This is a genomic window from Shimazuella sp. NTD248 (assembly GCF_059510395.1).
The window spans coordinates 401,738-413,649 of the sequence record NZ_JCAJZT010000002.1; the positions used below are offsets into that span (position 1 = coordinate 401,738).

Here is an 11,912-nt window from a genome sequence, read left to right on the forward strand (position 1 = left end):
GCAAGTGCGGGCCCGCATCCTTGGCTTGTTTAAGCTAGGACACGGGCTTTTGGTATCGCAGATGCGTTCATAGATACCTACCTACTTTCGCTGGTTGGGAATCGACCCCTGTTGCTTCGGGCCTTTGTAGTTGCAGAACGGGTGGTGTCCCTTGGTTCCAGGGCAATGATCCCACGGATGCAGAGGATCCTCTTCTGCAAACAGGTTCGGACCCGTCAGCTGGAGAATGCAGTCCTCGTCGTGGAACCGATCTCTGCACGCGCACTTCTGCTCGATCTCGTCGCTCAAGGGGATTCCCTTCAGTCGAGTAGGTCGTCCAAGGTAATGGACACTTTATTATACCATGACTTATATATAGATTTCCATTTTTCAAAAAATAAACAACGATGATTCCTTAATCTTTTATCAATATTATTTGTAGACGAAATCTTTTTGAAAGAATAAATCAGGTGTCCACTTATACAAAAAAGACCACTTACTATACAAAGTAAGCAGTCTCATATTCAAAAGATTAACTTGCAATAAAATCAGAAATACGGTCTAAGATGTTCTCTTGTTTTACTGCATTTTTCGTCACCACTGGTATCGGTTTAAAACCTTCTATTTGATGCCCTTTATAATAAAGCTCTGCTGTTCCAACCACTGTACCTTTTTTCAATGGTGCTTTTAGATTACTTTTATATATTACGTGATAGCTGTAGTCGTTTTTGCTTTTCGCTTGTAGGGGAACGGGTATGTTGATATCTTGTGCAATAACAGAAATTTGTTTCTTCCCTTTTGCATTAGCAATTCGTACATAAACATGATTGGGAACAGATTGACCTGCCTTCAAAAAGGTTACCCGCTTAAATTGACTAAATCCGTAGTCATATAACTTTTTTGTCTCGATAAAGCGCTTGTCTTTGGATGTTGTCCCCATCACTACAGATAGAAAACGGGTTTGATCTCGTTTCACTGTACCAGCAAAACAGAAACCTGCCAACTGGGTAGAACCTGTTTTTATCCCTTGAACGCCTTTATATTCGTGTTTTAATCCTGGCAACATGCTATTCCAGTTATTAACCTTTTGTTCTCTTGAGGTTCCTGGATGGAACGTATAGGTTGCGATGGTAGTAAAGTCAAATATTTCTGGATGAACGGTTATTAGCATATTCGCTAACTGAACGGTATCTTCTGCCGACATCACATGCTGACCTTGGGTTTTGGGAGGATCAGGATAATCTTCTTGATTCAATCCAGAACAATTGAGAAAATGGGTATGTTTTAATCCCAAAACCTTTGCTTTTTGATTCATTAATTTGACAAATGCTTCTTCTGAACCTGCTATATGCTCTGCTAAAGCTACTGCTGCATCATTTGCAGATTGAACCATCAACCCAGTAAACAGTTCTTTAATTGTTATTTTTTCATTTTTTTGTAAATAAATTTGTGCTTCATTGATATCTTCGACTCGCTTACTGATCACCGCTTCGTCCATCCAATGAAGTTTTCCTTGTTTTATTTGGTCTAATACAATATAAGCTGTCATCATTTTCGTCATGCTCGCTGGTGGCCGTGGATCATGTTCACTTTTCTCCGCTAAGACGACACCAGATAGATAATCCTTTAAAAGATAGGCCTCTGCTTCAATATTTGGTTTTGTTTGACCTTGAGTTGTTTTGATATTGTCTGTCTCTTTTTCGGTATTACTTTTCAATAAAGACTGCTTTTCTTTGGGTGAATCTACAATTTCATCTTCAAAACTGAACTGTTTGGTAACGACTTTTGCCTGTGGTTGTGCAAAAGTACTGACAGGCAAAATCAGCAAAGAAAAGCTAATGGATAATAACAATATGGAACATATTTTCTTCATTCGATTACTCCTTCTTTCCACTACCTCTACTATGGTAGCGAAAAAACAATATCGATTCTCTCAAAAACGGAAATAGTCAATAATTATTAAATTTTTTGTCATTCTTAGGCAAAAAAAGAAAAGCATCCTATCCTCTTCAATAATCATCATGAAATATGTTGGTATGTTTTACATATCCATATATAAAAACGGATTCCTGTTTTACAACAAACGGAATCCTCCATTTTCGTAATAGATGGATAAATTCTTCTATAATATCAATAATTTCACTTTCTAATGTTTTTTCCCTTTTTTTGATATATCGAGGTCTAACCCTTATCCATTCCACATGATAAAAAGGCTCAAGCCCTTCTACCCAATCCCCCCAATACCAGACATCTTGTTCAAAGTTTTCTGGATGAGGCTTATTTTCCAATACATATTTTACTTGATACGAAGGTGGAAAGGCCAATTCTTCTATTACGGATTTCTGTAATCTTTCCCACTTGGTACGATTGAGAACCGAAGTTAGTTGTTTTTCTATAATGACAGCTTGAACACGCTGCTTTAATTCGCGCATTATATATTCCCCCAATAAAAAAACGACTCGAAAAGAGTCATCGGAAGGTTACATCTATTAACTTATTTTGCTCAATTTCTTTTCCAGTAGATAAATTCGTCCCTTTAATGCGTCGATTTCTCTTCTAATCAGTTCCTTATCGCTCACCATTTCATTGGTAATCTCCACAACATCTTCATACAAAATATTTTTGACTTCCTGAAACCCTTCGCTTGTATCATCATGCAATTTGGTAATACATTCTTCTACGTTCGTGAAACGAGTCTTCGAATCTTGTCTCAAAGTACTCATTTCTTGTGAAATTCGATTCTCCAATTTGCTTAATTCCGACAGGAAGCTGCTCTGAATTGCCTCTAGTAGTTGCTCATTATCCAAAAAAAGCACCCCTAAGCTATTTCGTTAATGCCTATTGTATATTTGCAGAATATGTAACGCAAGTCCTTTATCTCCTTCTTCTGTATACATGTCTATTTGTATAGAACATGGTTTGCCCTCTGGTGATCATATATCCTTGACACAGGATGGATTCACCAGAGGGCAATCTTCTCCCTGATCCAGTAGGATTTGCGGGAGGAGAACGTTCAAGCGTATACAGATGACATTCATAATAACTACATCCGATGATGCTTGATCTTTAGCGCGGTATCCACTCCACGACGAGTTAGCATGTAGTAAGGAAGGTTGTTATGAATAGTCTTTCTTACCAACATCACCGCAAGCAAGTTATCAAACATCGGAATCGAGATGCCTTTCACTTGGGATTCTTCCACCCAAGCATTCCCCGATTTGTACAGTTGCAACAGCATCAGAAGAGCTCGCTCAAAAGCGTTGGGCTGCTTGATACTCTTCTCATCTTCCTGTTCAAGCAGAAGAGAGTAGAACATCTCCTGGCCGTCGATTTTTTCAGCGATAACTTTGCCTTGATTCTTCAGTTTTCGAAGAATTTTTCGGATGTTATCGACAGTCCCATAACCCATTTTATCATGAAGTTCACTTGCGCTCTGACACGGGGCCATTCTGAGCAACCCCAAGATGTCCCCCTCAGTAGTAGGAGCTCCTTCAAGTGACTCAGTTACGAGAGCGTAATGGAACTTTTGCGAACTTCTCACCCAAATCACTGCTTCTGCCTTCTTCAGATGCTTAATGGGCACCTCGAGTTGATACAGTGAAAGATTTAGTTTTTCACTGAGTTCTTCCAACGTGCACCACGAATCAGATGCTAGAACACACAAGATTTCATTTTCTCTAGTGGGATCTTCATCCAGCAACTCAGATGGTAGAGCATACAGACGGAAGCCTCTTGGGCCTTCCACTGAAATCACTGCTTTCTTTTTCTCCAGCTCTCTCAGTTTCTTATAAATTGCAACCAGATGAAAGTCTAGATTTTCACCTAGCTCAACTGCACTCACCCAAGGCATCGTTTTTAGCAGATTCAAGATGTAGTCCTCCATACTTGGAGGCACATCAATAGAATGTGAAACTAGTGCAAAGTAGCGAGTTCTACTTCTATGAGTTCTTCCTGGTCCTTTCACTGAATGAACTGCTTTCTTTTTCTCCAGTTCTTTCAGTGCCTTTCGAATGTTAGATGGATCCTGCTTGAGTTTTTCAGCCAGTTGTGTCGCACTCAGCCTAAAATCCGCTTCCAGCCTACTCATAATCGATTTCTGTAGTTTTGAGAACCTGATTACTGTACCTGTGGTTTGCTCACTCATGATGGAAAATCCTTATTCTCGTTAGGAGCGAATGACAGAAAAACCAACTCTATTTATTATATCAATTTTTAAATCTATAGTAATTGTCATTTTAATTCACAGTTTATTTTGTGAATTTGATATCACGTAATCATTCATCCATTAAATACTGTCTCCAATATCATACGTCGTTCGGCTAATGTATACTTGCTCCAAATCCATTGACCATAAACGAGAATATCCAAATGCAGGTGTAGTCCTTGTTTATTGTGCAACGCTCCATCACTTGTCCCTGAATTCCCTACATAGCCAACTATGTCTCCAGCTTTTACATGAGTACCGACTGTAATGCTTTTTGGAATTTTTCTCAAGTGACAGTATCGTGCCATGACTCCATTTTCAAACTGAATCCATACCGTTCTTCCTCGTAATTTATCAAGAATACTAGTTGGTGTCTGCCCATTATTTTGTGCGCTTTTTGCTAACAAACGATTTCTTTCCTGTGGCTTCATCTCGTGGTAATGTTGATCAGAACGAACTACTATCCCAGTTCCCATTGACCGTACAGGAGTATTCAGATCAATGGTTTTTCCAGTTCCAAAAGTATACCAGTCTAATCCTTCATGAATCCCATGTCGGTAGCTACGCAGTGCTCCTGGAAGTGAAGAATCTACTGTACTCACATGTGCACTTGGTATAGGTGAACGTAAAAAAGACAGATACGTTGCAAGTTGTGAAGCTGAGAGAGTCAATTTCTTGTTTGGATGACTCACAGGTTCACTGGATTGTGCTACCATTTTTTTTGAGATTTCTTCTGGTAGATAACAAGTTTTATTTTGAAATAAAACTGGATTGTCAATATGTTCATATATTCCATCATGCAAGAGGACTGTTATATTTGGTTCCATTTGATAATCGTGTTTTCCTATTTCCATCCTGCAATTCTCTTGGATGCTATCCACCTTCCCTTTCACAACCCCTTTTTGCATCAAATCATCCAGAGCATAATAAGTACGCTGTCCCACTATTTTCTTTGGAATCTCATGCATTATTGCAGTAAATCGAAAGGTTTGTTTGGTATTATTTTGTTTGAACGAAAATGGAATCACCCATGAACCAATTTCTTCATATGAAATAAAGACAATAATCACAAGTACAGTAAGTAAAAAACAAGAAAATATTTTCTTCATGTGTCCCCTCTTGATTTCCAAAATTTAGAATCTATTTTACCATAATGAATTGGTAAATTTCACAAATAGAAAGCGGGCAGCACTTGGCTGCCCACTTTCTTATTGTTTCTAACGCATGGAAATATATACATTCAATCCGTTTAAATATAAAAATAAGTCATTTATGAATTGTCAGTTTTGCGAAACCTTTTTAGATTTCATCGTCATTTTCTTAAAGACATGGTATACTCGTGTTACTTCTGATTTTCCAGCAAAAAAGGCAGTCTTTATCTTATTTGCGAAAGATTGGAAAATAATTGAAATATGAAGCGGAAAATCAGCCTATTCCAAATAAGGAGTTTGACATGCTGAAACGTAACCACAAAACAAAGATGTACTATTTATGTAGTGCGGTAATAGCTCTCACGTTAGCCGTTAACCCTTTTTTGGCTAATAACAGTTATGCAGCGCCATCTACTACTACAAAAGCAAAAGTAGAACAAGCTTTAAATCAGTACGAAGCTGCGAAAAAAGAATATGATAAAATTCAAAAGGAAATCGCATCTTCAGATAAACGTCTGAATGATACTTTCCAACAATTGACCAAATTGAACCAAGAACAGGATCAAACCAAAAAGCGCTTGGATTCCGTGTTGGTTCGCCTTTATACTTCTGGGCACAACAATATGGAAGTGCAATTACTCGCTTCTACATCTTTTTCTGAATTTCTAAGTCGTTTAGAAGGTATTCGCTTATTGATGGAAAATGACTATCAGATTTATCAAAAGTATAAAGAACAAGCAGAAGCGATTCAGAAAAATCAAGCAGCTATTAAACAAGAAGCAGCTAACTCCAAACAATTACTCGATGATGCAGAAAAAAAGATGAAACAATTACAAGCTGAGTACAAAGCTTTACAAAAAAAGTTCAAAAGTGAACAGTTAAAAGCATTGGCAAAAAAATCAGGTGTCAGTATCAGTGATCCTGGAAAACTATCCGATACATCATGGATCAACAGAGCAAGAGCAATGATCGGTAAAGTCAACTATGTGTTCGGTGCGGAAAGTTATCCTAATTTTGACTGCTCTGGCTGGGTACAGTATGTATTTCGTGAGTATAGAGGTATTAATATACCAAGAACCTCAGGTGCTCAATCCCAAGTAGGTACTTCCGTCTCCCGAAGCAATCTCCAACCCGGGGACCTCATTTTCTTACAAGGAACCTATAAATCTGGTGTCTCTCACGTTGGAATTTACTTAGGTGACGGATTATATATCTCCAATGAAAATGAAAAAAATGATCTGCAAATCGATTCCTTAAACAATTCATACTCCCAAACCCATTATTGGGGTGCAAAGCGAGTAAATTAAATATCCATAAAAAAGCAGTCTCCCGACAACACTTCCTCATGTTGTCGGGAGTTTTTTCACCTTTGAAGGTGGTACACATCACGTTCCTCTTAAAATTCCGAGATATCCCGGAATGTCTTCCACCGATTTGTGGTGATCTTCAAAACCGATCTATCAAGAGGTTGGTCGATGCGCGAAATAAGCGTTTTTCCTGTCCTGTTCCAGATATGGTAACCAACGGCTTGGGGCAAGTCAGTACCACCGACACGAACGGAGGCTGAACTACCGATAGCGACCGCGTAATAGGCATCTCGGTAGTAGTCATACCACTCACTACCTATAGTATAGTTTTCTGCATGCAACGAAAGGAATACTTCAATCAGACCTAAGTTTTCACAAGTCAGAAGTTCATCTTGGTAGCTCCCATCGAACAAATGAAAGGAACCTGCGAAAAAGTTACGAATCGCAAAATTCCCTCTTGCAGCGAAAGGCATGGGAGAAAGTCCGTCATGTTTCTGAGGAAACCGCAGTGCTCCTGACTCGCCTGTTCCCAAAAGGATCACGGGATCTAGAAATCCTTTGCTGTCAGATTTAAGTTGTTCCTTCTCGAACTTTCGCAGTACCTCACCAGGAAGTTCACTCTTCCTCAAGTATCGCGGATAACCGAGTTCACCAGTAATCCCATTCTCTGGACTCGATACTTCCACAAAAATATGAGGAAGAAGGCGACTCATTAGCTTGTTATACTCCATCCTGTTAGAAAGAAAGGCTTTCTCTTTTTCTCTGTGTAGCGCTTCCTTTTTGGATTTATCCATGAGTTACCAACCTTTAATTCGCTAATATAATTGTATCATTTTTCATATTGAATTGTTTGATAAAGAAACCAACCTGTTTAAAATTAGGTTACGCTTTTTATGTTCCCATTTCTTACTACATGGAATGAAAGTATTCTTTGATGATCACTAAAACTCTCTCCTTCTTATCTTTATAAAGAATTAAACATTACTTATTAATTTTTTTGATCTGGTAAATATTATTATTGATATATATAGTTGAATCGTGTACCTTATATAAGGTTTGCCTACTAAAACTTAGGGGGATTTGCTGTGAGTAATCGATTCGATGTAATCGTCGTAGGAGCAGGACCCGCTGGCATTTTTACTTGTTATGAACTCACCTTAAAAATGCCAAACGCAAAGATACTATTGATAGATAAGGGGCATGATATTTACAAACGCAACTGTCCTATCCTCGAACATAAAATTCAAAAGTGCCCGCCTGCCACCCAGAAAAAAGAGTTTGCTGGCTGCTTGCCTGCTTGTTCCATCACGAATGGATTTGGAGGAGCTGGTGCTTACTCTGACGGAAAATTCAATATTACTAGTGAATTTGGCGGATGGATGACAGACTTTCTGCCCAATGATCAAGTAGTAGATTTGATTCGCTATGTTGATAAGATAAATCTGGAGCATGGGGCAACAGATACTATTACAGATCCTTTAACAGCAGAAGTTCGCGAAATTGAACGAAGAGGTGCTGCGGTTGGCCTTAAATTACTGCGTGCACAAGTACGTCACCTTGGAACCGAACAAAACCTCTCGATTTTAGCTAGTATTTTCCAATACCTCGAAACAAAAATAGAAATGCGATTTAAAATCGAAGTTGCTGACGTTGTGACCGAGAAAACCGATGGTAAACATACCATTACCGGTGTAGAACTAAAAGATGGTGCAACACTCTATGCAGACAAAGTGGTCATTGTACCCGGTCGTGATGGTTCCAAATGGCTTTCTACTATAATGAAGAAACGCCGCTTACAAATGTATTCCAATCAAGTAGATATCGGTGTTCGTGTGGAAACTTCGGACATTGTGATGAGTGAGATCAACAAACATCTCTATGAAGGCAAATTTATTTATAACACCTCAATCGGCACAAAGGTTCGTACATTCTGTAGTAATCCTTCGGGACACGTAGTAGTGGAAAATCACTCAGGTATCATGCTAGCTAATGGTCACTCTTATAAAGATCCGAACCTTGGTAGTGCCAACACTAACTTTGCATTACTCGTTTCCCATCAGTTTACAGAACCTTTCAATCAGCCAACAGAATATGCACACGAAATATCTCGATTGGCAAATCAATTGTCCAATGGAGGACTAATCATTCAGAAATATGGCGATATTCAAAAAAGTCGTCGTTCTACAGAAAAGCGAATCAAGGAAGGATTTATCGAACCAACCTTGAAAGAGGCAGTGCCAGGGGATCTTGGTTATGTATTACCTGCTCATACGCTGAATAGTTTGAAAGAAATGATGGAAGCACTCAATCATGTTACGCCTGGGATTGCTTCGGAACACACTCTCTTCTATGGTGTAGAGGCGAAATTTTACTCTGCACGTCCTAAGTTAAACGATCGTTTTGAATCAGAGATAGCAGGACTTTACCTTGGCGGTGATGGAGCAGGAATCACCCGCGGACTAGCTCAAGCAGGAGCATGTGGAGTATGGATTGCCCGAGATATTACAGAGAAAACAGCCTGATAGAAAAAAGAACGATCTCTACTAGATCGTTCTTTTTATGTTTCTTTCTTATCCTTTGGCCAAATCGTATAACTAAAACTCACCAAAAAATCAATTGCTAGTATGATAGACCATGTGTAAATGGTATAAGCAAATTGAATCGTTTTGCTTTCATTTCCAACAAACCAAATCATCCCAACTAATAAACCACAGCCAATCAACCAAGCCAGGGCATGTTTATACCATCCGATACGCTCACCGTAAGCATGAACACTGCCGTACATCTTTGTTTTTTGCGGCTTGGACCCATTGTTATAACGATATGCGAATTTTTGGTCTGCCCATACAATCATTGATTTACCATATACAATCGACACCCCAATGTAAATGGCTGCTAAACTATGAAAGAAGTTTGCCGTTGCACCGTTTTTCAAATCCAAAACTGTAATGACAATGATCGCCAAATCAATTACTGGAGTTGCCAAGAGTAAAAAACTTCCTAACGTTTTCTTCTGAAAAATATATCGGCAAATTAACCCACTTAATACAAACACCCAAAAAAGTACTTCTCCCGCTAAGATAACAAATGCCACCTATGACACCACCTTTTTTAATACATTTGTATTATATCTTTATAGTACAAATGTATCACAAAAATGCTCCTTGTGGTATACTCTCTTTATGCCTAAAAAAGTAGACCATGATATTCGTCGGAAGAAGGTAGCTGAAGCCGCTTGGAGAGTCATACAAAAAGAAGGCTTGGAAAGAGCTTCCGTACGAAATATATCGCAAGAAGCAAATATGTCACTCGGAGCTATGCGTCATTACTTTAAGAGTCAATCAGAGTTGTGGATTTTTTGCATGCAAATGATTATTGATCGAGTAACACAACGCCTTCAGGAGTTAGACATTCCTTCAGATACAGAACTAGCAATACTTGCTATGATTGATCAAGTATTGCCACTGGATGATGAACGAAGAGCAGAGAGTGAAGTATGGTTAGCCTTTATAAGTAAATCCCTAGCGGACCCAGACCTTCATCGATTGCGACAAGAAAGCCACGATTCTCTACACCAATTATTTCGTAGTCTGATCGATGCCCTAATAAAACAAGGAATCACTCTTGATAACTTAGACCCTGAGTTGGAAACGATGAGATTGCATGCTCTCATCGATGGTTTTGCAGTCCACGGAGTAACACAAAAAGAAAAAATCTCTGCAAAGGAAATGAAGAAGGTCATTCATCACCATATGAAGAGTTTGATACATCCACAAAAGAACAGACAATACGAAAAAGGCTGAATGTCCTTCCATCTTTTTCGATGTAATCCACATTTATACGAAATAATTTCGTGGTTAAATCGACTCCTAATTTTCGGAGAGCCCTCCAATCGTCTAACGGGAACGATAAAAAACAGCTTGTATCTTCATCAGATACAAGCTGTTTCATCCTACAAGAAGAAAAACAAGAACGGAATGAAGAAAAGAAAGGGTAAAAAGATAGGAAACAGTGGGCAAAACCACTGAGCTTTCGCTTTTCCATTCTTTTTCTTCACTTGCACAGGAATAAACACAATCCCTTTTTGATGTAATTCTTTAATCACGCCATAAATCACTTTGCCGTTTTTTAAAACTAGTTTCATTGGTTTACCGATGTGCTTCGTTCCCAATTTATGATGAGGTATATACTGTAAGGTTCTCAAAGTAGTACCTCCTCTCCTAAAGACTTCTATTATTATATGGAAGTCTACTAGGAAGAGAAACGGAATAAGCCCATTGCTATGATTCTTTTCTACTTTTATACATTAACGTTAAAGCACCAATCAAAATAGCACCTTTGACAATGTCTTGGGCATAATATGGAACATTGAGCATAGTTAATCCATTTAGAAGAATACCAATTAAAATGGAGCCAATGAATGTCCCTAATACGTTAGGTTTATTTGCCCCAAAAACAGAGTACCCGATCAATGCTGCAGCAACTGAATCCATCAACAGAGATGCACCAGCAGAAACTTGTCCAGTCCCGATACGTGATGCCAATACTATACCTGCAATACTAGCAAATAAACCACTTAAGGCATAAGCATAAGCTTTATACCGATTTACAGGAACTCCAGAAAGCCTTGCTGCTTCTTCGTTTCCACCTGTCACATACAACAGACGTCCAAACTGCGTATAGTTCAAACACAAATGAACTACTATCACAAAGAAAAACATCACAATTACCGGAAAGGGAACGGAAAAAATTTCACCTTGACCAATAAACAAAAAAGAAGGCAAAATTTTCCCTGGCGCTAGAGACCCATCTTGAAGCGGCATATTGTTATAGATGCTATATCCTTTTGTAATCGTCAAATGAAGACCGTTGACCATGTACATCATACCAAGTGTTGCTAACATATCTGGTAAACGAATTTTAACAATTAAAAATGCATTTATAAGTCCTACTAACAATCCAACTAACAGCGGCAGACAGATAGCAAGCACTGTTTCTTGACGATACCAAACCATCACAGCTGTACTAGTAATCGTAGCGAGACTCACGGTCGAACCTACGGATAAATCAAAACCTTTTACAATTAGAGATAGGGTAACCCCAATAGCCACTAGTGTAGTTATCGAAATAGAACGCAGTATATCTGTCCAATTTTTATACGTGAAAAATTCATCCGATAAAATACTAAAAAAAGCTATTATCAAGAGAATCGCGATGATTGTCCCATACTTGGTCAAAAAACGAATCCATCCATCTTTACTCTTCTTCGTT

12 protein-coding genes and 1 pseudogene are annotated in these 11,912 nt (G+C 38.6%); 3 read left to right on the forward strand and 10 right to left on the reverse strand.

What is annotated here, in order from left to right:
- Positions 1–511 precede the first annotated feature (511 nt).
- The 6 genes and pseudogenes from AC5WOE_RS06690 to AC5WOE_RS06715 form a co-directional block, all read right to left on the reverse strand.
- A complete protein-coding gene (locus AC5WOE_RS06690) occupies positions 512–1,852 on the reverse strand; it encodes a D-alanyl-D-alanine carboxypeptidase family protein (RefSeq protein ID WP_496052189.1) in 1,341 nt (446 codons plus the stop codon).
- A 136-nt stretch (positions 1,853–1,988) separates the two neighbouring features.
- Positions 1,989–2,411 (reverse strand): DUF6678 family protein, encoded by a 423-nt coding sequence (locus tag AC5WOE_RS06695; protein WP_496049484.1) that lies wholly within the window; start codon positions 2,409–2,411, stop codon positions 1,989–1,991.
- Positions 2,412–2,468: 57 nt separating this feature from the next.
- Complete coding sequence (locus AC5WOE_RS06700) at positions 2,469–2,786, reverse strand: hypothetical protein (RefSeq protein WP_496049483.1); 318 nt, start codon at positions 2,784–2,786, stop codon at positions 2,469–2,471.
- Positions 2,787–3,022: 236 nt separating this feature from the next.
- The gene (locus tag AC5WOE_RS06705) at positions 3,023–3,847 is read right to left on the reverse strand and encodes a hypothetical protein (protein ID WP_496052243.1); all 825 of its coding nucleotides are present in this window, start codon (positions 3,845–3,847) and stop codon (positions 3,023–3,025) included.
- A gap of 123 nt (positions 3,848–3,970) precedes the next feature.
- Positions 3,971–4,123: pseudogene (locus AC5WOE_RS06710) on the reverse strand (hypothetical protein); the annotation flags it as partial.
- A gap of 134 nt (positions 4,124–4,257) precedes the next feature.
- Positions 4,258–5,292: a M23 family metallopeptidase gene (locus AC5WOE_RS06715; protein ID WP_496052190.1), complete on the reverse strand. Its 1,035-nt coding sequence runs from the start codon at positions 5,290–5,292 to the stop codon at positions 4,258–4,260.
- Between the two features lie 344 nt (positions 5,293–5,636).
- Here AC5WOE_RS06715 and AC5WOE_RS06720 point away from each other — a divergent pair, with 344 nt between their 5' ends.
- Positions 5,637–6,641 carry a C40 family peptidase gene (locus AC5WOE_RS06720; protein ID WP_496049480.1) on the forward strand — a complete coding sequence of 335 codons (1,005 nt, stop codon included), beginning with the start codon at positions 5,637–5,639 and terminating at the stop codon, positions 6,639–6,641.
- 89 nt (positions 6,642–6,730) lie between these two features.
- Here AC5WOE_RS06720 and AC5WOE_RS06725 read toward each other — a convergent pair whose 3' ends face one another.
- A complete protein-coding gene (locus tag AC5WOE_RS06725) occupies positions 6,731–7,435 on the reverse strand; it encodes a hypothetical protein (protein ID WP_496049479.1) in 705 nt (234 codons plus the stop codon).
- A 291-nt stretch (positions 7,436–7,726) separates the two neighbouring features.
- Between AC5WOE_RS06725 and AC5WOE_RS06730 the strand changes: the two genes are divergently transcribed.
- Positions 7,727–9,163, forward strand: coding sequence for an NAD(P)/FAD-dependent oxidoreductase (locus tag AC5WOE_RS06730; protein ID WP_496052191.1), 1,437 nt, complete (start codon positions 7,727–7,729; stop codon positions 9,161–9,163).
- A gap of 35 nt (positions 9,164–9,198) precedes the next feature.
- Here AC5WOE_RS06730 and AC5WOE_RS06735 read toward each other — a convergent pair whose 3' ends face one another.
- Positions 9,199–9,735 (reverse strand): hypothetical protein, encoded by a 537-nt coding sequence (locus AC5WOE_RS06735; protein WP_496049477.1) that lies wholly within the window; start codon positions 9,733–9,735, stop codon positions 9,199–9,201.
- A gap of 88 nt (positions 9,736–9,823) precedes the next feature.
- Here AC5WOE_RS06735 and AC5WOE_RS06740 point away from each other — a divergent pair, with 88 nt between their 5' ends.
- Complete coding sequence (locus AC5WOE_RS06740) at positions 9,824–10,444, forward strand: TetR/AcrR family transcriptional regulator (protein WP_496049476.1); 621 nt, start codon at positions 9,824–9,826, stop codon at positions 10,442–10,444.
- A gap of 149 nt (positions 10,445–10,593) precedes the next feature.
- Here the strand turns inward: AC5WOE_RS06740 and AC5WOE_RS06745 are convergent, their stop codons facing one another.
- Positions 10,594–10,845, reverse strand: coding sequence for a hypothetical protein (locus AC5WOE_RS06745; RefSeq protein WP_496049475.1), 252 nt, complete (start codon positions 10,843–10,845; stop codon positions 10,594–10,596).
- Between the two features lie 76 nt (positions 10,846–10,921).
- On the reverse strand, positions 10,922–11,887 hold the full coding sequence (locus AC5WOE_RS06750) for an ABC transporter permease (protein ID WP_496052242.1): 966 nt from the start codon (positions 11,885–11,887) through the stop codon (positions 10,922–10,924).
- Positions 11,888–11,912 lie beyond the last annotated feature (25 nt).

Coding starts and splice junctions, on each gene's coding strand:
- AC5WOE_RS06725 (WP_496049479.1), bottom strand. CDS start 7,435: ATGGATAAATCCAAAAAGGAAGCGCTACACAGAGAAAAAGAGAAAGCC.
- AC5WOE_RS06720 (WP_496049480.1), top strand. CDS start 5,637: ATGCTGAAACGTAACCACAAAACAAAGATGTACTATTTATGTAGTGCG.
- AC5WOE_RS06695 (WP_496049484.1), bottom strand. CDS start 2,411: ATGCGCGAATTAAAGCAGCGTGTTCAAGCTGTCATTATAGAAAAACAA.
- AC5WOE_RS06690 (WP_496052189.1), bottom strand. CDS start 1,852: ATGAAGAAAATATGTTCCATATTGTTATTATCCATTAGCTTTTCTTTG.
- AC5WOE_RS06715 (WP_496052190.1), bottom strand. CDS start 5,292: ATGAAGAAAATATTTTCTTGTTTTTTACTTACTGTACTTGTGATTATT.
- AC5WOE_RS06740 (WP_496049476.1), top strand. CDS start 9,824: ATGCCTAAAAAAGTAGACCATGATATTCGTCGGAAGAAGGTAGCTGAA.